The organism is Actinobacillus indolicus, from assembly GCF_004519515.1.
GTDB classification, from domain to species: Bacteria; Pseudomonadota; Gammaproteobacteria; order Enterobacterales; family Pasteurellaceae; genus Glaesserella; species Glaesserella indolica_A.
This window is the reverse complement of the sequence record NZ_CP038145.1, coordinates 1,098,987-1,121,673: the sequence shown is the minus strand read 5'-3', so window position 1 is coordinate 1,121,673 and position 22,687 is coordinate 1,098,987. Positions and strand designations below refer to the sequence as shown.

Genomic DNA, 22,687 nt, shown 5'->3' with positions numbered 1-22,687 from the left:
ATTTTCACCAAATATCTTACTATAAATAAAATCGGCTTAACCATCAAAGTTAAGCCGATTTGCAAATTTTACGTCAGATCTTACCGCTTGTAGCGATTAGATTTTGTCATCATATTGTAGATAAACAACATGGGTTTGGAGGTATTCTTCTAAACCATGTTTACCGTCCGCTCCGCCAATACCTGATTTACGCCAACCTGCATGGAAGCCTTGCATCGCCTCAAAGTTTTCACGGTTTACATAGGTTTCACCGAATTTTAAGCGAGAAACCACTTTCATCGCTTTATTGATATTTTGTGTGTAAACAGAAGAAGTTAAACCATATTCACAGTCATTTGCCAGTGCAATCACTTCATCAACGGTATCGAAAGTTGCAACAGGGATAACAGGAGCAAAAATTTCAGAACGGAGAATATCCATGCTGTTATCTACATTATCAATGACGGTTGGTTCAAAGTAATAACCTTTGCCTTCAACCGCTTTACCCCCCGTTAACACACGTCCACCCGCTTGTACGGCGGCATCAACCATCGCTTGAGCATGATCTAAACCTTGTTTATTTACCATTGGCCCCATATCTAAGGTTTCATCTTCTAATGGATTACCTGAACGGACTTTTTGCATACGTTCAACTAATTTTGCTACAAAAGCATCTTTAATTTCACGTTGAACATAAACACGCTCAGCACAGTTACACACTTGTCCAGAGTTAATCACACGAGAAGCTACAATCGCATTGGCTGCTAAATCTAAGTCTGCATCAGCAAAGACGATCGCAGGCGCTTTACCACCAAGTTCAAGGTTCACTTTGGTGATGTTTTGACTTGCTGCTTCCATGACTTTACGTCCAGCAGGTTCACTGCCTGTGAGTGAAATCAAGCCTACTTTTGGATTTGCTGCTAATTCATTACCTACATCAGATCCTGAGCCATGCACAACGTTAAAGACCCCTTTTGGTAATCCAACACTATGTACCACCTCGGAGAACAACACGGCATTGATTGGTGAATCAACACTTGGTTTTAAAACGATAGTATTACCCGTCACCAATGCTGGTGCCATTTTGCGTGCAATGAGGAAGAACGGGAAGTTCCAAGGGAGAATACCTGTAGTTACCCCAATTGGTTTTTTATAGAGGAAAATATGCTCATTCGGGCGATCACTTTGAATAATTTCTCCTTCATAGCGGCGAGCCCATTCAGACATATAATCAATGTAATCTGCGGTGAAATTCACCTCCACACGAGCAAGTGGTAACACTTTCCCCATTTCAGATGAAATCACCTTTGCAATTTCTTCCGCTCTTGCACGAATGCCATCAGCAATTTTACGTAGATAACCCGCACGTTGAATTGCAGGCAATGCCGCCCATGCATCTTGTGCAGCTTCTGCGGCATCAATGGCTGCTTGAGCATCCTCTACAGTGCCTTTGGTAATGACACCAATTACTTCTTCTGTTGCTGGGTTTAAAACGTCAAAGGTTTTACCGCTATTGGAAATAACAAATTCACCGTTAATATACATTGGTAATGTCTTCATGTGTTTCCCCTTTATGAGTTGATGAATAAATCGGCTAGTTATGTTTATTTTTCATCACAAAAATAAAAAGATAAATTATTTTTACAATTTTGTTAAATTTTTGTGAAATAAATCACAAATCTAACCGCTTGTAGAAAAAGGAAGAGAAATAAAAATGCCCGAATTTTCGCTTTTATAGAAAATTCGGGCATACAGGAAATATCGACTTATTTTCTCACTTGCAAAATTCTAAGGGAATCTGACAGCTTGTAACTCAACAAGCGGTCTGTTTTTAGCAATTTTTTGCAAATTTAGAATGCAATTTTATACACTTCTAACAACTCTTCTGCGGTACAGTCACGAGGGTTGCCGCCAGTACAAACATCATTGAGTGCATCAATAGAGAGAGCTGGTAAATCTTCTTCTTTCACGCCGATTTGGGAAAGTTTTGGAGGAATACCAACATCAGTAGAAAGTTGTTGTACCGCTTGGATTGCAGCGTTGCGATACTCTTCTTGGGTCATGTTATCAACACCTTTCACACCCATTGCTCGTGCGATTTCACGGTATTTTTCACCTGTGTACTCTTTGTTAAATTCCATCACATAAGGCAGTAATACGGCGTTGGCGATACCGTGTGGAGTGTCGTAGTAAGCTGAAAGTGGGTGAGCCATACTGTGAACAACACCTAAACCAACGTTAGAGAAACCCATACCTGCAATGTATTGACCTAATGCCATTCCTTCACGACCTGCAGGATCGTTTTCTACCGCACCACGTAATGAACGAGCGATAATTTCAATCGCTTTTAAGTGAAGGGCGTCGGTTAATTCCCAAGCCGCTTTAGTAATGTAGCCTTCGATAGCGTGGGTTAATGCATCCATACCTGTTGCAGCAGTTAAGCCTTTTGGCATGGAGGACATCATATCGGGATCGACAACAGCAACAGCTGGCACATCGTGAACATCAACACAGACGAATTTACGTTTTTTCTCTTCGTCGGTAATAACATAGTTGATTGTCACTTCTGCCGCTGTACCTGCTGTGGTTGGTACAGCAATAATAGGAACACATTTTTGGTGGGTTGGTGCAACGCCTTCAAGGGAAAGGACATCGCTAAATTCTGGGTTGTTGATGATGATGCCAATACCTTTTGCACTGTCGATAGGTGAACCACCACCGATTGCAATCATATAGTCAGCACCAGAAGCTTTGAATTTTTCTACCCCTTTTTTGATGACACAAACAGCTGGGTTTGCTTTAACTTCATCAAAAATTTCATAAGGTAAGCCTGCTTCGTCAAGTAAGTTAGTCACTTTTGCAACAACTTGATAACGCACAAGATCTTTGTCGGTGACGATTAAGGCTTTAGTGAAACTACGGCTTTTTACTTCGTGAACAATGTGTTGAATTGCACCTTTGCCGTGATAGCTGGTTTCGTTAAGGATAAGACGATTTGCCATAATGTTTTCCTTCTTAAAGAGAGAATTAAAAAAGGTCAAAACAGCTAGACCTGCCGATTTACTTCAAAATTTTCCATGCTCTAAATCCATAAATTGCAATCGCAACAAAACAGATGAGCGGTAAAATAAAAGAGAAGTTTACTGCAGGCATACCTAGCAAAGTCCCTTGGTCAATAATCATTCCTTGTAAAGGTGGCATTAATGCTCCGCCAACAATTGCCATAACTAATCCTGCAGCCCCTAATGTTGCTTCTTCCTTCAAGCCATATAATGCAATACCATAAATAGTTGGGAACATTAACGACATAAAGCCTGAAGTCAGAATCAAACAATATAAACCCCATACACCATCAATAAATATAACACCTAAAATACTTAAAAAACCTCCGATTGCAAATAAAAATAACATCAGTTCAGCTTTCAAATACTTCATAATACTGGTACTAATAAAGCGACTTGTAATAAAAATCCCCATCGCAATAATATTAAAATTTTGTGCTTCTGCTTTGGTAAAACCTAATCTTTCTGCATATTGGATAATAAAAGTCCAACACATAATCTGAACACCAACATAAAAGACTTGGGCAATAACACCTTCACGATATTTTGCATTTACCAATAATTTAGATAATGCATTTTTAAATGTTATTTTATTCCCTTCTTCTATTTTTGTCATCGGCATTTTATATAATCCAATTATTATAAAGAATAAAACAACAACAAAACCTAAAATGACATAAGGATCACGAATAACTTCTAAATCATGTGTTCTTATAATGGCTTTTTCTGCAGCAGATAAAGTATCAAAAATTAAATTACCTGAACTGTCTCGTTTATCAGATTCAAGGCTGGTTAAAACTACTTGAGATGCAATAAACATACCAAAGATTGAACCTAATGGATTAAAGGCTTGGGCTAGATTTAAACGTCTCGTTGCTGTTTGTGGATCACCCATAGATAAGATATAAGGATTGGCGGTTGTTTCTAAAAAAGCCAAACCAAAAGTAAGAATATAAAGGGAGAATAAGAAGAAAGTAAATTCTTCATAAATCGCAGCAGGATAAAAAAGAAAAGCCCCAACAGCATATAATGCAAGACCAAGTAAAATCCCTGATTTATAACTATATCTACTGACAAATAATGCAGCTGGAATAGCCATTGTGCCATATCCGCCATAAAAAGCGAATTGCACTAAAGCTGCTTCAGATGCAGGTATTTCCATAACTGTCTGAAATACAGCAACCATGGGGTTTGTAATATCATTTGCAAATCCCCATAAAGAAAATAAACAAGTAATTAAAATAAATGGAACAATAAATTTAGATTCTAATACTTTAGCTGTCATAGCACACCCCTAGATAACACAAATAAAAAACAATGTTTAAATAGTTGTAAAATCCATGTTAAAAATATCAATTTAACTTATATTTTACGACAAAATAAATGAAATTTATTTGTTGCTATTTTGCATAAGTTTAGAAAAATAGAATAAATTTCCTTTTTATTTTGTGATTAATCTCACAAAACAAAGGTTATTTTAATTAAAAATTAAACAAAAAATAAAATTTTAGATGCCCGATTTAAGACATAAAATTCAAAATCAGTCATAACAGTCAAGTCGGTCATAAAAAACCAATAAGATAGATAGTAAAATCAGGAAAGAAACTAACCGCTTGTAATAAGAGAAAAGGGGTACATTATGACTGCACCCCTATGTTCTATTTATCAATAATTATTAGTAAAGCACTGCTTTCGCTTCTTCAGAGTCGATGTTTTCTTTCGTTACATAAACTACACCAGTATCGATTGTTTTCTCGACTTTTTCACCTTTGATGATTTTGCCGATAGTATCAACACCTTTGTAGCCCATTTGGTATGAAGATTGCACCACGATACCGTCTAAAGTTCCGTCACGCACGAAGTTTTGAAGGTCTGAATTACCATCAAAACCAACGGCAACGATTTTACCTGCAAAGCCTTTTTGTTTCACCGCACGAGCCATACCCACTGCAGTCGGTTCGTTTGCACCGAAGATCGCAGCAATGTCAGGGTTAGAACCTAAAACGTCTTCAGTTTGGTTCAATGCAGTAACCATTTCTGAATTTGAGTAGTATGGACCAACAATTTTGTAATCTGCTTTAGATTTCACTTCATCAATGAAGCCGCCGGTACGTTCAATCGCAGAAGCAGCACCTTGGGTGAATGACATCACCGCTACTTTACCGCCTTTCACTTTAGCTAATAATTTTTCAGCGGCTAATTTACCAGCTGCACGGTTATCGGTTGCAAGGAATGATTGATAGTATTTACCATCGCTGTTTAAGCCTGAGTCGATTAATACCACTGGAATACCGCTTTCATAGGCTTTTTTCACTGCTGGCACAAGAGCTACTGGGTCAGAAGCAGCAAGTACGATCCCCGCTACGCCACGGTTTACTGCGTTGTCCACCATATTCACTTGAGCATCAATCGCAGTTTCTGATTCAGGGCCTTGGAAAGTGACTTTGTATTTTCCACCTAAATCTGTACCTGCGGTTTCCGCACCTTTACGCACGTTTTGCCAGAAAGTAGAGTTAGCGGATTTTACGATTACTGCGATTTCGTCTGATTTTGCCCACGCTGAGCCTGCAAAAAGGGTTGATAAACCTAATACAGTTGCGGTTACGATTGCTAATTTTTTCATAGTTAAATCTCCTCTAGAGTTTATTTCTTACCAAGTTTTTTAGATTGACGGAGCTGGTCTAAAGACACGGCTACGATAATCACCAAACCGATAACAATCATTTGCACAAACGATGATACGCCATTCATATTCAAACCATTACGGAGTACACCGATAATGAATGACCCGATTAATGTGCCAGGGATGGTACCGACACCGCCCATCAACGATGTTCCCCCGACTACTGCACTTGCGATTGCATCTAGCTCGTAAGCCACACCGCCGTTTGGCTGTGCTGTTACTAAGCGAGAAGCAAGGATTACGCCTGTTAAGCCAGAGAGTAAGCCACTAGCAACATAGGCATAAATTTTGACAACATTGGTTTTGATACCAGATAAGCGAGCCGCTTCTTCATTTGAACCGATCGCATAAATGTAGCGACCCACTTTTAATTTAGTTAAGGCAAAGGTAAAGAGTACGGTGATAAAGATCATAATAATCACAGGATATGGAATACCTGCAAACACCACTTTCGGTAAGCCGTTCGGACCTTCTTCCACAATTTTGAATAAGGCACCGTTACCTAAGGCTGCGAAACTTTCCGGCATACCTGAAACTGGGGCTGCGTTAGTGACATAGAGTGCTAAACCACGGGCAACCATCATCATACCGAGAGTGGCGATAAATGGCGGTAATTTCATTTGGGTGACTAAAATACCATTGACTAAACCACAGATACCGCCAACTAAGATACCCAACACCATACCTAACGGCACAGGCACACCTGCATTTACAATCATTGCAGCAGCGACTCCTGAAAGAGCAACCACAGACCCCGTACTTAAGTCGATACCACCCGTTAAGATAACGCAAGTTGCGCCAATACCGATTAATGCAATGGTCGATGTTTGCAGACCAACAGTCATAATGTTGTTAGAAGTGAAGAAAAACTCATTGGTGACACTAAAAAAGATCACTAATAAAACTAATCCTGCTAATGCTGCCATTTTGCGAAGCAGATCTTTATATTTATCACTCATTTTAAAGCTCCTTAGTTTTTATATTCGTTTTTGAACATATTTCTCACGCCAGTGGCATATTGCATAATATCTTCTTGGTTGGTTTTCTTGGTTTCCAACATACCTGTCATTCTGCCCTCACGCATCACGATAACACGGTCGGTAATTCCTAAAATTTCAGGTAATTCAGAAGAAATAACAATCACACCGACACCATTAGCGGCAAGTTCATCAATTAACTGATAAATCGCATATTTCGCCCCAACGTCAATGCCTCGAGTTGGTTCATCGAAAATCATCACATTCGCATCACGGAACAACCATTTGCCGATCACCACTTTTTGTTGGTTACCACCACTTAAGTTGTTCACTAACTGCTCTGGTGTTGGCGTTTTAATTTCCATTTTCTTAATAAAGGTATCGCTCGCTTTCAGCTCCTCATTGTGTGAAATAATACCTAACTGATCGCACACTTTATCCATTGAAGCCATGGTGATGTTCTCACGAATAGACATTCTCACTGCCACCCCATTTAGCTTGCGGTCTTCAGACAGATAAGCAATACCGGCTTTAATCGAGTCACTTGGGTCACGAATAACCACTTTCTTATTCCGAACATAAATTTCGCCTCCATCAAGGGGATCTGCTCCAAAAATCGCACGAGCAAGCTCTGTTCGTTTCGCCCCAACTAAGCCTGTAATTCCTAACACTTCGCCTTTTAACAAGTCAAAGTTTAACGGCTCAAATACGCCCTTACGTTCTGCATTCATCACAGAAAGCAACAATTCATCACTGATTTTGGCGGTTTTTGGTGGGAAGTGGTTATCGAGCGTACGCCCTACCATTTTGGTAATGATTTCGTCCATCGTAATGTCTGAGAAACGGTGGCTAGACACATAAGTGCCATCACGGAAAATGGTAATGCGGTCGCAGATCTGTTTCAGTTCGTCCATACGGTGAGAAATATAGACAATACACACGCCTTTCTCTTTCAAGCGGCGGACAAGCTCAAATAATTTCTCAATCTCTTTTTCCGTGAGAGCGGAAGTCGGTTCGTCCATAATTAAGACTTCCACATCAAAAGAAAGAGCTTTGGCAATTTCCACCATTTGCTGACGAGCAACGGAAAGGTCTTTGACAAGATCGGTCGGCTTCACATCAATATCAAACATATTGAGTAAGTCGGCAGCATCTTTATTCATTTTGGCTTTATCAACAATGCCAAATTTATTTGGTTCACGGGCAAAGAAGATATTTTCTGCCACGGTAAGATGAGGAATGAGGTTTAACTCTTGGAAAATCATACTGATACCGTCTTTCTGAGCTTCCAACACAGAAGAATAATTGACGGCTTTTCCTTTATAGATGATCTCCCCTTCATCTGCTTGATAAACCCCGATCAAGCATTTCATTAAGGTGGATTTTCCAGCACCGTTTTCACCCATTAAAGCGTGGGCTTCTCCTTTATGCAGTTCAAGCTGAACATTTTTTAAGGCTTGAACCCCCACAAAAGATTTGCTGATGTTCTTCATTGAGAGTAACGGCGTATTGCTATTGACTGCGGTCATCTCTGCCTCCATTACAATATAGAAATATCTTACTAAAGTAGTGAAAGCATATTTGTACAAAGTTGACAGTTTTCAAAGTGGATTTACATTGAAATGTTAAAATTGTGAAAAGTGTCACAAAAAAATCATTTATTGATTATTTTTTCACAAAATAAACCTGCCCGATTTTTTGAAAAATATAGAAAAATCGGGCATATACAAAGCAATAATAAGCGGTAAGATCATTTGCAAAATTTGTAACTAATCCTACCGCTTGTAGAAAAAATAAGGGCGAGTAGTTTAGTTACTCGCCCTTCTGATATAACATTAAATTAATGTTTCTCTTCCACTCTCAATCCATAAGTCGAGAATTTGCCTAAAACAACCTTAATCTCTTCATCAGAAAGCACTGGGACATTAGGGGTGATAGCCAAGAGTTTCAGATACCATTCGGCTAATACCTCTACTTCATGTGCGACCCAAAGCGCTTTTTCAAGATTAACTTCGGCAGCAATCATACCGTGATGTTGTAATAAAATTGCTTTGCTTTTTGCGATACCTTGTTTTACATATTCCGCCAGTTGCCAAGTGCCGAAAGTAGCGTAAGGCACACATGGAACGTGATCTGTCCCCGTCACGCCAATCATATAATGAATAGCGGGAATATCTTTATTTAAGATAGATACGCCAGTGCAGTTGATGGCGTGGTTATGTACCACAGCATTTAACTCTGGACGGGTTTGGTACACGGCAAGATGGAATTGCCACTCGCTTGACGGCAGTTTTCCTGCTTCAAAATTGCCTTCGTTATCCACATAGACAATGTCGTCTTCCTTCATTTTTTCATAAGGCATACCTGACGGGGTGATCAGCATACCATCTTGATAACGGACACTGATATTTCCTGCCGTACCTTGGTTTAACCCCAAACGGGTCATTTCCAAACAGGTGTCAATAATTTTTCTCGCTAATGTTTGACGATTCATACTCTCCTCCTAATCTGTTAAAACTGGGGTAACGCCTTTTTTCAAGATGATGTTGCCATATTTGGCTAATTCACCTGTAATCACTACGGCATAAGCGGTTTTCGCTCTGTCATAAAAGGCGAAACGTTCAATACGTTCTACAAGCGGTGCTTTTCCGTTAATTTTTGCGATTGCCGCAAGATAACGCTCTTCAACCTCAGGATCGAGGCTGTCGCCGGGTACCACTTGCATCATGACCAATGGACATTCGACATATTGGTCATATTCAAATAATGGGGTGATCGCTTCAAGTAAGGTGGCAATTTGAATGCCATCTGCGCGGATCACTTTATGATGTAATTGATGTGCAGGAAAATGGGCATCGGACAATACGATCTCATCGCCGTGTCCCATCTCTGCAAGCACTTTCAGTAATTCAGGGGAAAGTGCAGGGTGAATGCCTTTTAACATATTTATTTAATCCTTTTCGTAGGGGCGGGGTTTATCCCCGCCCGAATAATCAATGTTATTAAATTCTGTACGGGTGGGGATAAACCCCACCCCTACGAATTATCTATATACGTTCACATTCCCACTCGGCTCAACCCGTTTAAACGCAGGTTTCATTGCCTGTTGCGCTTGTTCGATATTCTCGAATACGCCTGCACCTGTGAGCGTGAACATCGCTGCACCTAACACGGTGGTTTCAGACATATCGACCACATCAATCGGGCGGTTAAGCACATCGGCACGGATTTGGTTCCATAAGCCATTTTTTGAACCACCACCGACACAGATAATACTTTCTGCGTTGAACTGTCCGACTTGTTGCAATACATCAAGTCCTGCTTTCAAGCGGTGAGCCATATATTCCAAACCGGCACGATAAATTTCACCCCGTTGGGTGTGCATTGAAAGCCCTTCGATTGAGCCAGTTTGTTGGCTGGTGCCATCAAAATTGCCGCAAAGTTTTACGCCATTTGCCCCGGCTGTCACTTGTGAACCTTCACGGATCATTGTCGGATAATAATCGGCAGTGCCGGCGACATCACTAAAGAAGCGTTTACCAAGCCACTCCATAATACCTGAGCTGACCCATTGCACACCTGGGTTGAAATAGCCTGCTTGGCTGTCAAATTCAATAGTTAAACCGTCTTTGACATATTGCCATTCCGGTTTGGCTTGTTGGGTGCGAGCCATTAAAATTTCCCAAGTGCCTGAGCTTAATACTGGTTGATTGTAGCCTGCCCCTGAACCGAAGATCGCAAACTGGGTATCGTGTCCGCAAGAGAGAACGGGAATATCCGTTGATAAACCAAGCTCTTCGGCAAGTGTTGGCAGTAATGTGCCGATTTTTTCCCCAGCACTTTTCATCGGTGGGAAATGGTTTTCTGTTAAGCCCAACACATCTAACACTTCGCTATCCCACGAGTCGCTTGCAATGTTGGTCATCATTGATGTGCCAGCCATTGTTCTGTCGGTGCTTTGTACGCCAGTTAAACGATAAGTGAGAATGGAAGAAATAAACAAGAAACTCTCCGCTTGTGCGTAAAGTTCAGGTTTATGTTGTTTCAACCAAAGCAGTTTGAATAACGTGTTAAAGCTGTAATGCCCTACGCCGTTGCGTTGGTAGAGTTTTTCCACATCGAGATAATCGCCGAGTGCTTGCATAATCGGCTGAGTACGTGGGCATTTCCACGAAATAATCGGGTAGAGCTGTTTGCCTTGTTTATCAAAAATCGCCCCGTCCACCCCAAAGGTCGTGACTGAAATCCCGACAATATCTTGCCGTTGTTCAGGGGTAAGTTGTGCTAGGGTTTGTTTGGCACAGGTCATTAATTTTGACCAGATCTCATCAATATCCCAAATGTGATAGTCGGCTGCTTCTTCACCTTGTTGGGTATTGTTTGCAATGTGATGTACCGCCAGTAATTTGCCGTGATGATCCATTGCCACTGTGCGTAAATTGGTTGCACCACAATCGAAGATAAATGCGATTGGCATAGAGCCTCCGTATGTTCTTCATTTGTTAAATTTTCATAAATTATTCGTAGGGGTGGGGTTTATCCCCACCCGTTGAAATGTTTATTTTCTTTCGGGCGGGGATAAACCCCGCCCCTACAAAACATCACATTATTAACGATAAAGCGGTCCAAAGTTCGCACAAGCACGGTAATCTTGACCTTCTTTATCTTGTCCGAACATACTCCACGCACTTGGGCGGAACACATCTTTATCTGCCACGTTGTGCATATTGACTGGAATACGCAACATTGAAGCTAGGGTAATTAAGTCCGCACCAACGTGTCCGTAAGTAGCAACGCAGTGGTTTGCTCCCCAATTTGCCATCACAGAGTAAACATCAGTGAATGCACCTTGTCCTGTTAAACGTGGTACAAACCAAGTGGTTGGCCAAGTTTCGTTGGTACGTTTGTTGAGAATGTCGTGGACGTGCTCAGGTAAGTCGATAGACCAGCCTTCCGCAATTTGTAATACCGGGCCGACACCTTTCACGAGATTGATGCGGTGCATTGTAAACGGCATTCCGCCTTTGGTGAGATATTGTGAAGATAAACCACCGCCACGGAAATATTCGTAAACCGCTGGACACCAACGAGTATTTTCTAAGCAACGTTTGCCATCTTCTTCTGTTACTTCCCAGTATGGTTTAATCACAGGTTTGCCGTCTTTATCGGTATGTTGTCCTGTGCCGTCTAATGCAGCTGAACCTGAGTTGATTAAGTGGATAAAGCCACTTTCTGGTCGCCAGCCAGTGACACGTTCTACGGAGTCTTGGCTCCAGTAAGTACGCACATCGGCAAAAATTTGTGCTTGACCAGTTAAGAGGTTACCGAACAACATATTGACGGCATTGAGCGAGTCGTTTTCGGTCGCAAGAATATATGGCGGACGCACACCGTTCCAGTCATAAGTTGAGTTGAGTAAGGCTTCCATAAAGTCGCCGTTCGGACTGTGGTCTGTCCAATGGCGTTGTCCTTGGAAACCGGCTGCGATCGCATTGTGGCCTAAGGCTTCCTCACCAAAATTGAGTTTAGCAAGTTTTGGATTACCCACCATTAAATCACGGGTGATAATGGTCATTTTCACCAAGGTTTCACGTAATTTTGCTTTTTCTTCCGCATTCATTTGGTTTTCAGGTGCATTGACATCAACCCCTTCAATACAGAATTCATTTGCCCATTTCAACGCCAACTCATACTCTTCTTTGTCATAAATACCACGTTCCATACGGCGAGTGAGTTCAGACATATCAACATATTCGTTACGCATACCAAGGTAATCTTGGAAGAACTCTTGATTAACGATAGAGCCTGCGATACCCATCGAGACAGAACCGATAGAAAGATAAGATTTACCGCGTAAGGTCGCCACCGCTAAACCAGCACGGGCAAAGCGAAGTAATTTTTCACGCACATCATCAGGGATAGATTGATCGCTTGCTTCTTGCACTTCTGTGCCGTAGATAGAGAATGCCGGCAAGCCCATTTGGTTATGGCCTGCAAGCGAAGCGGCTAAATAAACTGCCCCCGGACGTTCCGTACCGTTAAAGCCCCAAATCGCTTTTGGCATATGCGGATCCATATCAATGGTTTCTGAACCGTAGCACCAGCAAGGTGTTACAGTAATAACAGCCCCCACATTTTCACGTTTAAATTTTTCAGCACAAGCAGCCGCTTCAAATACACCACCGATACAGGTATCGGCAATTACACATTCGACGAAATCTCCGTTTGTATGGCGAATTTCTTGGCTAATGAGCTTCGCCACCGCTTTCGCCATATTCATTGTTTGATCTTCCAATGATTCACGCACCCCAAGACGGCGACCATCAATGGTTGGGCGGATACCAATTTTTACTGGAGTTGATTTGAGTTGAGTCATAAAAATCCCCTTAACTGGTTGGTTAAAATAATTGACGAAGCTATTTTGCAACTTCTTGACAATGAAAAAAGAATTTTTACCAAATTTGTACGGATTTTGTGAATTTGCTCACAAAAAGCGAACAACAAGCGGTCAGATTACGTGATTTTTTTGCAAAAAGATTGCCCGATTTCGTGACGGAAAAGAGAAAATCGGGCAAATAATTAAAGGGTAATCGTGATTTGATGTTGATGACAAATTTTCTGAATAGAAGAAGGTGGAGTCCGATCTGTAAATAAGTGATGAATCGTAGAAAGATCACAAAGTTGTATCAGATCCTTACGGTCAAATTTGGTGTGATCCGCCAATAAAAATACTTTTTTACTTGCCGCTAACATTTTACGTTTTGCGATGGCATTCATCTCATTAGATTCCCAAATCACACCGTCAGCAATACCAGTACAAGAAAAAATCGCAATATCAATGTTTAATCGAGAAAGCAAATGCCCTGACAACGATCCGTAAAACGCATCATATTTCGCTGAATAAACCCCACCAGTTGCAATGATTTCAATACTGGTTTTATTCGCCAGCGCCCGAATATTATGCATCGAACTGGTAACAACGGTGCAAGGTAGATCTGGTAAGAGTTGAGCAAAATTCCAACTGCTTGAGCTCGCATCTAAACCAATGACTGCTCCTTCAAAAAAATGTTCTAATGCATTTTCTGCAATGGATTTTTTCACATTACTATTCATTCGACGACGAGCATCAAAAGAGCGCCCGATATCCCGATTTTTATGGCTAACCGCACCACCATGAGTACGATATAAAAGCCCTTCCTTTGCCATTTTGTTTAAATCACGGCGGATAGTTTCTAAAGAGACATTGAGATGATTTGCAAGCTCTTGAACGGAAGCCTCATGATAGGTTTCAATATATTTTAAGATAAGTTGTTGACGCTGTTGCATAGACGTTTTTCCTTGTCAAAATTCTGTAAAATTGTATGTTTTTTTTGAGAAAAGAAAACGATCTACTGCTTGATTTGTGAATCAAATCACAAATTATGTAAATCAATCAAAATCACCTAGCAGTTTAAATTGAAGAGATTAGACTATTGCGCTCAATTTTATATCAATAGGAGATTAATTTATGTCAAACCATGCAAATGAACTGGTGACTGCCCTAGGCTCAGCACAAAACATTATATCTGTTGAAGCTTGTATGACACGTTTACGCGTAGCCATTCACGATCTTAGCCAAATCAATAAAGCCAAACTTATTGAATTAGGCGCATTGGATGTATTAGAAGTCAATCAGCATATTCATGTTATTTTAGGTACGAAAGCACAACAATATCGTGATGAAATCAATCAAATCTTAGATAAATGATGATTTTTCACTCTCATTCACCTGTGGATAACTCTCAATTTTCTTGTATTTATCTTGAGATCTATTCTTGAATAACTTCTAAAAAATTCATTCCTGTGGATAACTCAACGGTTTATCCACAGGTTAGATCATTATCCTATTAAAGATCTTTACAGCATAAGATCTTGTTTAACTATTTGATTATATTATTCTTTCTTCAGTTATACACGTTATTCAAGTAAGCTAATAATAACAAAAATAAAGATCTTTATATAAAGAGATCTTTTTCTTATTAAGATCGTCGATCTCTTACAAGATCTAAACTAGGATCAAACCAAAACATTTTTTCAGATCTTAATTTTTTCAGGTAGAATAGACGACTTTTCATTTAAACAGAATTTAATCAAGGCAAATAAGATGATTTATCGTGAAATATACGATGTGATCGTAGTGGGTGGGGGACACGCAGGTACTGAAGCGGCACTAGCCCCTGCGCGTATGGGTTTAAAAACCTTACTTTTAACACACAATGTAGATACCTTAGGACAAATGTCTTGTAACCCAGCGATTGGTGGGATCGGCAAAGGACATTTAGTCAAAGAAATTGATGCGATGGGCGGTTTAATGGCAACGGCAACGGATAAAGCTGGGATCCAATTCCGCACCTTAAACAGTTCAAAAGGCCCAGCGGTTCGAGCAACCCGTGCGCAAGCAGACCGTGTACTTTACCGCCAAGCGGTGCGTACCGCATTAGAAAATCAGCCGAATTTAGATATTTTCCAGCAAGAAGTAGTCGATATTCTGGTTGAGAATAACCGTGCAGTAGGTGCGGTAACCAAAATGGGCTTAACCTTTAAAGCGAAAGCGGTCATTTTAACCGCAGGTACTTTCTTGGCGGGTAAGATCCATATCGGTTTAGATAACTACGCAGGCGGGCGAGCGGGCGATCCTGCAGCAACAATGTTGGCTGATCGTTTGCGTGATCTCAATTTGCGTGTAGATCGTTTAAAAACAGGCACACCACCACGTTTAGATGCTCGCACGATCAATTTTGATGTATTGGCAAAACAGCACGGGGACGAGGTTTTACCTGTAATGTCATTTATGGGATCGGTGGAGCAACACCCTCGCCAAATTCCGTGTTATATAACACACACTAACGAACAAACCCACGATTTGATCCGTAATAGTTTGGATCGTAGCCCGATGTATACGGGGATTATTGAAGGGATCGGACCTCGTTATTGCCCGTCAATTGAAGACAAAGTGATGCGTTTTAGCGATCGCAACAGCCATCAGATCTACCTTGAACCAGAAGGTTTAACCACCATTGAGGTTTACCCGAACGGGATTTCAACCAGTTTGCCGTTTGATGTGCAAATGGGGATCGTCAATTCAATGAAAGGCTTGGAAAACACCCGTATTATCAAACCAGGTTATGCCATTGAGTACGACTATTTCGACCCACGAGATCTAAAACCAACCCTTGAAACCAAAGCGATTGACGGCTTATTCTTTGCCGGGCAAATTAACGGCACAACCGGCTATGAAGAAGCGGCGGCACAAGGTTTATTGGCAGGGATCAATGCTGGTTTACAAGTACAAGGCAAAGATGCGTGGTTCCCAACCCGTGATTTAGCTTACACGGGTGTATTGGTGGACGATCTCTGTACTTTAGGTACCAAAGAGCCGTATCGTGTCTTTACTTCTCGTGCGGAATACCGCTTGTTGTTGCGTGAAGACAACGCCGATGCCCGTTTAACACCGATTGCCCATCAATTTGGTTTAATTGATGAAGCGCGTTGGGCTCGTTTCAACGAGAAAATGGAAAACATCGAAAAAGAGAAAGCACGCTTGAAACAGACGTGGGCGCACTTACAAATGGCGAACCTTGCGGAAGTGAATGCGTTATTAAATAGCCCACTTGCCCGTGAAGCAAGCGGTGAAGATTTAATTCGCCGTCCTGAAGTGACTTACGAAGCCTTAACTCAAATTGCCCCTTTTGCGCCAGCGATTGAAGATAAAGAAGCTGCCGAGCAAGTGGAAATTTCGATTAAATATCAAGGCTATATCGAACATCAACAACAAGAGATCGAACGCCACAAACGCCACGAAAACACCCAAATTCCAGCTGAATTTGATTACGACAAAGTGGAAAGTTTATCTAACGAAGTGCGTGCGAAGCTGATGCAACACCGTCCAGTCTCTATCGGACAAGCTAGCCGTATTTCTGGCATTACCCCTGCTGCGATTTCAATTTTGTTGGTGAATTTGAAAAAGCAAGGGATGTTGAAACGAGGGGAATTATAAATGGATTATATAAGTCGAATATTTATTCTGTTCTGCTTTTTATATTCTACTTATATAGGAGCAAGCGAAATGAGTTCTGATAAAATTTCGGAAGCTTATCGAGCTTTTGATAAAGGAGATATTCCTCACGCAATTCAACTATTAGAAGAACAGGCAAAAGAGAGGGATTCTTATAATGCAACGTATGCAATGTATTATTTAGGATTCATCTATTGGACAGGGGAATATGTTGTTAAGGATAGTTCTAAAGGAATGGATTGGTTGGAAAAGGCGGCTGATTTTGGGTCGATAGAAGCTTTGGAATATCTCGCTGAAACATATAAAAACGGTGCAGGCGTTAATAAGGATCTTGATAAAGCAATCTACTACTATGAAAAACTCGTTGAAGTTGATGTTGAACACCATAGATCTGCAAAAGCCAATATCGAGCTAAGCCGTCTTTATTTAAAACAAGGAAAAGGCGATTTATCAATAAGGGTTCTGAAGAGAATTGATTCTATAAATGGCGCTTTTTATTGGGAAGAAACGTTATTAAGTCTTGCTAGAATCTACGAGGAAGGTTTAAGTGGAGTGAATAAAAATGAAAAAGAGGCTTTTCATTACTATGATCTCTATTATAAATGGTATAAATCTTATCCAACAGTCACTTTCAAATTGGCAGAAATGTATGAAAAAGGCATTGGAACGTTAAAAAATATTCCCCAAGCAAGAAAATTTTATCGATTAACCATTGAAAATATTACAAATGACGATAATGACCCAATATGGGACGATATATTAAAGCAATCCCAAAAAGCATTAGAACGACTAAACTAAAATAGAATTTGCAAAATGTTAACCAAATTAGACCGCTTGCTCACCCAAGCAAATATTTCTTTGACCGATCAGCAGAAACAGCAGCTGGTTGATTTCGTCAAATTATTAGATAAATGGAATAAGGCATATAACCTCACCTCTGTGCGTAATCCTGATGAAATGTTAGTAAAGCATATTATGGATAGTCTCGTGGTAAGCAAGTATTTACAAGGGCAACAATTTATTGATGTTGGAACAGGACCAGGCTTACCAGGTATTCCATTAGCGATAGCCAACCCTGATAAACAGTTTGTGTTGTTAGACAGCTTAGGCAAACGCATTACCTTTATTAAAAATGCGATTCGTGAGCTAAAACTCACCAACGTAGCCCCTGTGTTAAGTCGGGTTGAAGAGTATCAAGAGCAACAATTCGATGGGGTATTAAGTCGTGCTTTTGCTTCGTTAAATGATATGGTTGATTGGTGCTACCATTTGCCGAATACAAGCGGTCACTTTTATGCGTTAAAAGGACAATATCAACCAGAAGAGTTGGCAGAAGTGATCAAGCCGATTGAGTTAGTCGAAGTGATTAAACTGAACGTGCCTGAGTTAGTTGGAGAACGGCATTTGGTGGTATTAAAACATAGATAAAATGGGAATATGTGTTTGTAAAAAATAAGATTTATTGGGTATATATTTTAGGATATATACCTTTTTTATTTGTAAATCTCAAAAATGTTAAATTTTTTCATAAAAATGTTAAGTAACCGACATTTTTACTTGGTTAGCGGTTGGAAATTTTCGTCAATCTGCGTATAATTCAGAAGATTTTGATTGCGTAACTTTAGATTAGTTTACACAAAGAAATCGTTTACTTTTTTATTAGGTTTTAGTCAAAAATGTCTGCGGTTCTTCGACAAACGAAACAACTTTATCAAAAAGCACTCGGTATAGAGTTAATTCTACTGTTCTGCGTAGCAGGAGCAGTGGGGATTGGGTTGGGCTTAAATCGCTTTATTTCGTTATTATTAGGGGGAATTGCAGCATTGCTTCCGCATTGCGTGTTTGTATATTGGGTATTTTTTCGTAAATCGGTAATAAATCCTCAAAATATGACCGCTTTTTATCGTGGGGAAGGGCTGAAATGGCTTACGGCGATCATTGTGATTGTGGTGGCGTTTAAAAGTTATGGTGCTATGCACTATGTTTCGTTTTTTTGTGGGTTCTTTTTTATAATTCTTTGTAATAGTCTTTTGCCTATTGCATTGAAGTGGCATTCAAAATAAATTTCTTTTAATTTCAAAAGGATAAACTATGGCTGGTCAAACAACGGCTGACTATATTGGTCACCACTTATCGTTCTTAAAAACAGGGGACGGTTTTTGGAATGTGCATTTAGATACTCTGTTTTTCTCGTTAGTAGCAGGTGCAATTTTCCTCTTTTTCTTCTCTCGTGTGGCGAAGAATGCAACAGATGGCGTACCAGGTAAATTTCAATGTTTTGTTGAAATGATTGTCGAGTGGGTTGATGGTTTGGTTAAAGATAACTTCCACGGTACTCGTGAAGTTGTTGCGCCTTTAGCATTAACAGTATTTTGTTGGGTATTCATTATGAATGCTATCGACTTAATTCCTGTGGATTATCCACCACAATTTGCTGCATTATTAGGGATTGACTATTTGCGTGCTGTTCCAACAGCAGACATTAGTGCAACCTTAGGTATGGCGATCTGTGTATTCTGTTTAATTATTTTTTACACCATTAAATCGAAAGGTTTTTCTGGTTTTGTTAAAGAATATACGCTTCACCCGTTTAACCACTGGGCATTTATTCCGGTAAACTTCGTGCTTGAGATCGTAACGTTATTGGCGAAACCGATTTCTCTTGCATTCCGTTTATTCGGTAATATGTATGCAGGTGAGTTAATTTTTATCCTGATTGCAGTCATGTATATGGCGGATAACTTCTTGCTTCAAGCATTAGGTTTGCCATTACACTTAGCTTGGGCGATTTTCCATATTTTGGTTATTACGTTACAAGCCTTTATCTTTATGATGCTAACGATTGTTTACTTGAGTATTGCTTATAATAAAGCAGATCACTAAACAAAACAGATTGGTGAGTGGTTATTTATTTGCAAAAAAATGTAAAAATCTAACCGCTTGTGAAGCCCGATCACATTTATTAAAACTTTGTTATTAACCCTAGCCGTAAGGCTAATTTCCTTACTTTTATGGAGAACATTATGGAAACTGTAATTACAGCAACTATTATTGGTGCATCAATCCTACTTGCTTTCGCAGCATTAGGTACTGCAATTGGCTTCGCTATCTTAGGTGGTAAATTCTTAGAGTCTTCAGCTCGTCAACCAGAATTAGCAAGCAGCTTACAAACTAAAATGTTTATCGTTGCAGGTCTTCTTGATGCGATTGCAATGATTGCAGTAGGTATTTCTTTACTTTTCATCTTCGCAAACCCGTTCATTGATTTATTGAAATAAGTCGGATTTGTTTTTAACCGTAGTTACTCAAGAGTAACTTAGCCGACTTAAGGAGGGCGTTGTGAACTTAAATGCAACACTAATAGGCCAACTGATTGCATTCGCACTATTTGTGTGGTTCTGTATGAAGTTTGTATGGCCACCGCTTATTAAAGCGATTGAAACGCGTCAAGCAAATATTGCAGACGCTCTTGCAAGTGCTGAGAAAGCGAAGCAAGAACAAGCTGATACTAAAGTTTTAGTTGAGCAAGAGCTCGCTAAAGCTCGTGAAGAAGCGCAACATATCATTGATTTAGCAACAAAACGTCGCAATGAAATTTTAGAATCTGTGCAAGCAGAAGCTGAAGCCGAGAAAGCGAAAATTATTGAGCAAGGTTACGCAGAAGTGGAAAACGAACGTCGCCGTGTTCAAGAAGAGCTTCGTCAAAAAGTGGCTGCATTGGCGGTTGCTGGTGCAGAGAAAATTGTGGGTCGTTCTGTTGATGCAGCGGCAAACAATGACATCATTGATAAGCTAGTTGCAGAATTATAATTAAGGGGGGCAGATGTCACAATTAACAACAGTAGCTCGCCCCTATGCTAAAGCAGCTTTTGATTTTGCTTTAGAACAAGGTCAGTTAGATAAATGGCAGGAAATGTTACAGTTTTCTGCATTGGTTGCTGAAAATGAAGATGTGCAACATTTTATTCATTCATCTTCTGCAGCCACTCAAGTTGCCGATACCTTTATCGCAATTTGCGGTGATCAACTCGATCAATATGGGCAAAATTTCATTCGAGTCATGGCTGAGAATAAGCGTCTTTCGGCGTTACCTTCAGTATTTGCTAGTTTTAATCAAATCCGTGCCGAGTATGAGTCCGTTAAAGATGTGTTCGTTACATCCGCAACACCTTTAACAAAAGCACAGGAAGATAAAATCGCCAAAGCGATGAAACAAAAGCTAAATAGTGAAGTTCGAATTACGACAAGTATCGATGCGTCATTAATTGCAGGCGTCATTATTCGTTACGATGATATTGTCATTGATGGTAGTAGTCGTGGTCAGTTAAATCGTTTGAGCCAAGAGTTGTGCTTGTAAGAGGAATAGAAAATGCAACTAAATTCTACAGAAATTAGTGAATTGATTAAAAAACGTATTGCACAGTTCAATGTGGTCAGTGAAGCACAAAGTACTGGTACAATCGTTTCAGTCAGCGACGGGGTTATTCGTATCCACGGTCTTGCTGATGTAATGCAAGGTGAGATGATTGCATTACCGGGTAATCGTTATGCGATTGCTTTAAACTTAGAAAGAGATTCAGTTGGTGCAGTAGTAATGGGTCCATACGCAGATTTAGCAGAAGGTATGGAAGTGAAATGTACTGGCCGTATTTTAGAAGTACCTGTTGGTCGTGGTTTATTAGGTCGTGTAGTAAACACTTTAGGTCAACCAATCGATGGTAAAGGTGAAATCGAAAATGATGGTTTCTCGCCAATCGAAGTGATTGCACCGGGTGTTATCGACCGTCAATCGGTTGATCAACCTGTTCAGACTGGTTATAAAGCCGTTGACTCAATGGTGCCAATCGGTCGTGGTCAGCGTGAGTTAATCATCGGTGACCGTCAAACAGGTAAAACAGCATTAGCGATTGATGCGATCATTAACCAACGTGATTCAGGTATTAAATGTATCTATGTGGCTATCGGTCAAAAAGCGTCAACCATTTCTAACGTAGTACGTAAATTAGAAGAGCATGGTGCATTACAAAATACTATCGTGGTTGTAGCAAGTGCATCAGAATCTGCTGCATTACAATATTTAGCACCTTATGCTGGTTGTGCAATGGGTGAATACTTCCGTGATCGTGGTGAAGATGCGTTAATCGTTTACGATGATTTATCTAAGCAAGCAGTTGCTTACCGTCAAATTTCATTGTTATTACGTCGCCCACCAGGTCGTGAAGCATATCCAGGTGACGTATTCTATCTACACTCTCGTTTACTTGAGCGTGCTGCGCGTGTAAATGCAGATTACGTAGAACGTTTCACCAATGGAGCAGTAAAAGGTCAAACAGGTTCTTTAACTGCATTACCAATTATTGAAACCCAAGCAGGTGACGTTTCAGCATTCGTTCCAACCAACGTAATTTCAATTACTGATGGTCAGATCTTCTTGGAAACCAGTTTCTTTAACGCAGGTATTCGTCCAGCGGTAAACCCAGGTATTTCGGTATCTCGGGTTGGTGGTTCTGCACAAACTAAACTTGTTAAGAAATTAGCGGGTGGTATCCGTACTGCACTTGCTCAGTACCGTGAATTAGCAGCCTTTGCGCAGTTTGCTTCAGATCTTGATGATGCAACACGTAAGCAACTTTCACACGGTCAAAAAGTAACAGAGTTACTTAAACAGAAACAATTCGAACCAATGTCTGTGGCGCAATTAGGTTTATCACTTGCAGCAGCTGAATTTGGTTATTTAGATGATGTCGAAGTTGAGCGTGTAGGTTCATTTGAATCAAATCTTTTAGCTTATGCAAATGCAAATTATGCTGAGTTTATGAAAGATTTAAGTAAATCAGGCGATTTCAATGACACTATCAAAGCGAAATTAATCGAGATTTTAGATAGTTTCAAAAAGAATAGTGCTTGGTAATCTACTTTAGCGGAGAAAGAA

21 protein-coding genes are annotated in these 22,687 nt (G+C 40.2%); 10 read left to right on the top strand and 11 right to left on the bottom strand.

Features of this window, described 5'->3' with window-relative positions:
- Nucleotides 1–96 precede the first annotated feature (96 nt).
- The 11 genes from aldA to EXH44_RS05440 form a co-directional block, all read right to left on the bottom strand.
- Nucleotides 97–1,539 (bottom strand): aldehyde dehydrogenase, encoded by a 1,443-nt coding sequence (gene aldA / locus EXH44_RS05490; RefSeq protein WP_162856584.1) that lies wholly within the window; start codon nucleotides 1,537–1,539, stop codon nucleotides 97–99.
- 290 nt (nucleotides 1,540–1,829) lie between these two features.
- A complete protein-coding gene (fucO, locus tag EXH44_RS05485) occupies nucleotides 1,830–2,981 on the bottom strand; it encodes a lactaldehyde reductase (protein ID WP_162856583.1) in 1,152 nt (383 codons plus the stop codon).
- Between the two features lie 58 nt (nucleotides 2,982–3,039).
- Entirely contained in the window at nucleotides 3,040–4,326 is a 1,287-nt protein-coding gene (gene fucP / locus EXH44_RS05480; RefSeq protein ID WP_162856582.1) for an L-fucose:H+ symporter permease, read from the bottom strand.
- Between the two features lie 390 nt (nucleotides 4,327–4,716).
- On the bottom strand, nucleotides 4,717–5,664 hold the full coding sequence (locus EXH44_RS05475) for an ABC transporter substrate-binding protein (protein ID WP_162856581.1): 948 nt from the start codon (nucleotides 5,662–5,664) through the stop codon (nucleotides 4,717–4,719).
- A gap of 20 nt (nucleotides 5,665–5,684) precedes the next feature.
- Nucleotides 5,685–6,683 carry an ABC transporter permease gene (locus EXH44_RS05470; RefSeq protein ID WP_162856580.1) on the bottom strand — a complete coding sequence of 333 codons (999 nt, stop codon included), beginning with the start codon at nucleotides 6,681–6,683 and terminating at the stop codon, nucleotides 5,685–5,687.
- 11 nt (nucleotides 6,684–6,694) lie between these two features.
- Nucleotides 6,695–8,230, bottom strand: a complete 1,536-nt coding sequence (locus tag EXH44_RS05465) for a sugar ABC transporter ATP-binding protein (protein ID WP_162856579.1) — start codon at nucleotides 8,228–8,230, stop codon at nucleotides 6,695–6,697.
- A 311-nt stretch (nucleotides 8,231–8,541) separates the two neighbouring features.
- The gene (gene fucA / locus EXH44_RS05460; protein ID WP_162856578.1) at nucleotides 8,542–9,195 is read right to left on the bottom strand and encodes an L-fuculose-phosphate aldolase; all 654 of its coding nucleotides are present in this window, start codon (nucleotides 9,193–9,195) and stop codon (nucleotides 8,542–8,544) included.
- Between the two features lie 9 nt (nucleotides 9,196–9,204).
- A complete protein-coding gene (fucU, locus tag EXH44_RS05455) occupies nucleotides 9,205–9,645 on the bottom strand; it encodes an L-fucose mutarotase (RefSeq protein ID WP_162856577.1) in 441 nt (146 codons plus the stop codon).
- 99 nt (nucleotides 9,646–9,744) lie between these two features.
- Nucleotides 9,745–11,178 (bottom strand): L-fuculokinase, encoded by a 1,434-nt coding sequence (gene fucK / locus EXH44_RS05450; RefSeq protein WP_162856576.1) that lies wholly within the window; start codon nucleotides 11,176–11,178, stop codon nucleotides 9,745–9,747.
- A gap of 132 nt (nucleotides 11,179–11,310) precedes the next feature.
- Nucleotides 11,311–13,077, bottom strand: a complete 1,767-nt coding sequence (gene fucI, locus EXH44_RS05445) for an L-fucose isomerase (RefSeq protein WP_162856575.1) — start codon at nucleotides 13,075–13,077, stop codon at nucleotides 11,311–11,313.
- 203 nt (nucleotides 13,078–13,280) lie between these two features.
- Nucleotides 13,281–14,027, bottom strand: a complete 747-nt coding sequence (locus EXH44_RS05440; RefSeq protein ID WP_162856574.1) for a DeoR/GlpR family DNA-binding transcription regulator — start codon at nucleotides 14,025–14,027, stop codon at nucleotides 13,281–13,283.
- A 181-nt stretch (nucleotides 14,028–14,208) separates the two neighbouring features.
- Between EXH44_RS05440 and EXH44_RS05435 the strand changes: the two genes are divergently transcribed.
- The 10 genes from EXH44_RS05435 (at nucleotide 14,209) to atpA (ending at nucleotide 22,666) form a co-directional block, all read left to right on the top strand.
- Nucleotides 14,209–14,448, top strand: a complete 240-nt coding sequence (locus EXH44_RS05435; protein ID WP_162856573.1) for a PTS sugar transporter subunit IIB — start codon at nucleotides 14,209–14,211, stop codon at nucleotides 14,446–14,448.
- Between the two features lie 396 nt (nucleotides 14,449–14,844).
- Nucleotides 14,845–16,737, top strand: a complete 1,893-nt coding sequence (gene mnmG / locus EXH44_RS05430; RefSeq protein WP_162856572.1) for a tRNA uridine-5-carboxymethylaminomethyl(34) synthesis enzyme MnmG — start codon at nucleotides 14,845–14,847, stop codon at nucleotides 16,735–16,737.
- A 69-nt stretch (nucleotides 16,738–16,806) separates the two neighbouring features.
- Complete coding sequence (locus EXH44_RS05425; RefSeq protein WP_162856571.1) at nucleotides 16,807–17,553, top strand: tetratricopeptide repeat protein; 747 nt, start codon at nucleotides 16,807–16,809, stop codon at nucleotides 17,551–17,553.
- Nucleotides 17,554–17,568: 15 nt separating this feature from the next.
- Nucleotides 17,569–18,183, top strand: a complete 615-nt coding sequence (gene rsmG, locus EXH44_RS05420) for a 16S rRNA (guanine(527)-N(7))-methyltransferase RsmG (RefSeq protein WP_162856570.1) — start codon at nucleotides 17,569–17,571, stop codon at nucleotides 18,181–18,183.
- A 248-nt stretch (nucleotides 18,184–18,431) separates the two neighbouring features.
- Nucleotides 18,432–18,818 (top strand): ATP synthase subunit I, encoded by a 387-nt coding sequence (locus tag EXH44_RS05415; RefSeq protein ID WP_162856569.1) that lies wholly within the window; start codon nucleotides 18,432–18,434, stop codon nucleotides 18,816–18,818.
- A 28-nt stretch (nucleotides 18,819–18,846) separates the two neighbouring features.
- Entirely contained in the window at nucleotides 18,847–19,638 is a 792-nt protein-coding gene (gene atpB, locus EXH44_RS05410; protein ID WP_135676045.1) for a F0F1 ATP synthase subunit A, read from the top strand.
- A 140-nt stretch (nucleotides 19,639–19,778) separates the two neighbouring features.
- On the top strand, nucleotides 19,779–20,033 hold the full coding sequence (gene atpE / locus EXH44_RS05405; protein WP_005713637.1) for a F0F1 ATP synthase subunit C: 255 nt from the start codon (nucleotides 19,779–19,781) through the stop codon (nucleotides 20,031–20,033).
- 61 nt (nucleotides 20,034–20,094) lie between these two features.
- Entirely contained in the window at nucleotides 20,095–20,565 is a 471-nt protein-coding gene (gene atpF / locus EXH44_RS05400; RefSeq protein ID WP_005713636.1) for a F0F1 ATP synthase subunit B, read from the top strand.
- A 13-nt stretch (nucleotides 20,566–20,578) separates the two neighbouring features.
- On the top strand, nucleotides 20,579–21,112 hold the full coding sequence (gene atpH / locus EXH44_RS05395) for a F0F1 ATP synthase subunit delta (RefSeq protein WP_135676040.1): 534 nt from the start codon (nucleotides 20,579–20,581) through the stop codon (nucleotides 21,110–21,112).
- Nucleotides 21,113–21,124: 12 nt separating this feature from the next.
- The gene (atpA, locus tag EXH44_RS05390; protein ID WP_135676038.1) at nucleotides 21,125–22,666 is read left to right on the top strand and encodes a F0F1 ATP synthase subunit alpha; all 1,542 of its coding nucleotides are present in this window, start codon (nucleotides 21,125–21,127) and stop codon (nucleotides 22,664–22,666) included.
- Nucleotides 22,667–22,687 lie beyond the last annotated feature (21 nt).

Bases quoted from the DNA above. Each gene is read 5' to 3' on its own strand.
- aldA (WP_162856584.1), bottom strand. From the start codon at position 1,539: ATGAAGACATTACCAATGTATATTAACGGTGAATTTGTTATTTCCAAT.
- fucO (WP_162856583.1), bottom strand. From the start codon at position 2,981: ATGGCAAATCGTCTTATCCTTAACGAAACCAGCTATCACGGCAAAGGT.
- fucP (WP_162856582.1), bottom strand. From the start codon at position 4,326: ATGACAGCTAAAGTATTAGAATCTAAATTTATTGTTCCATTTATTTTA.
- EXH44_RS05475 (WP_162856581.1), bottom strand. From the start codon at position 5,664: ATGAAAAAATTAGCAATCGTAACCGCAACTGTATTAGGTTTATCAACC.
- EXH44_RS05470 (WP_162856580.1), bottom strand. From the start codon at position 6,683: ATGAGTGATAAATATAAAGATCTGCTTCGCAAAATGGCAGCATTAGCA.
- EXH44_RS05465 (WP_162856579.1), bottom strand. From the start codon at position 8,230: ATGACCGCAGTCAATAGCAATACGCCGTTACTCTCAATGAAGAACATC.
- fucA (WP_162856578.1), bottom strand. From the start codon at position 9,195: ATGAATCGTCAAACATTAGCGAGAAAAATTATTGACACCTGTTTGGAA.
- fucU (WP_162856577.1), bottom strand. From the start codon at position 9,645: ATGTTAAAAGGCATTCACCCTGCACTTTCCCCTGAATTACTGAAAGTG.
- fucK (WP_162856576.1), bottom strand. From the start codon at position 11,178: ATGCCAATCGCATTTATCTTCGATTGTGGTGCAACCAATTTACGCACA.
- fucI (WP_162856575.1), bottom strand. From the start codon at position 13,077: ATGACTCAACTCAAATCAACTCCAGTAAAAATTGGTATCCGCCCAACC.
- EXH44_RS05440 (WP_162856574.1), bottom strand. From the start codon at position 14,027: ATGCAACAGCGTCAACAACTTATCTTAAAATATATTGAAACCTATCAT.
- EXH44_RS05435 (WP_162856573.1), top strand. From the start codon at position 14,209: ATGTCAAACCATGCAAATGAACTGGTGACTGCCCTAGGCTCAGCACAA.
- mnmG (WP_162856572.1), top strand. From the start codon at position 14,845: ATGATTTATCGTGAAATATACGATGTGATCGTAGTGGGTGGGGGACAC.
- EXH44_RS05425 (WP_162856571.1), top strand. From the start codon at position 16,807: ATGAGTTCTGATAAAATTTCGGAAGCTTATCGAGCTTTTGATAAAGGA.
- rsmG (WP_162856570.1), top strand. From the start codon at position 17,569: ATGTTAACCAAATTAGACCGCTTGCTCACCCAAGCAAATATTTCTTTG.
- EXH44_RS05415 (WP_162856569.1), top strand. From the start codon at position 18,432: ATGTCTGCGGTTCTTCGACAAACGAAACAACTTTATCAAAAAGCACTC.
- atpB (WP_135676045.1), top strand. From the start codon at position 18,847: ATGGCTGGTCAAACAACGGCTGACTATATTGGTCACCACTTATCGTTC.
- atpE (WP_005713637.1), top strand. From the start codon at position 19,779: ATGGAAACTGTAATTACAGCAACTATTATTGGTGCATCAATCCTACTT.
- atpH (WP_135676040.1), top strand. From the start codon at position 20,579: ATGTCACAATTAACAACAGTAGCTCGCCCCTATGCTAAAGCAGCTTTT.
- atpA (WP_135676038.1), top strand. From the start codon at position 21,125: ATGCAACTAAATTCTACAGAAATTAGTGAATTGATTAAAAAACGTATT.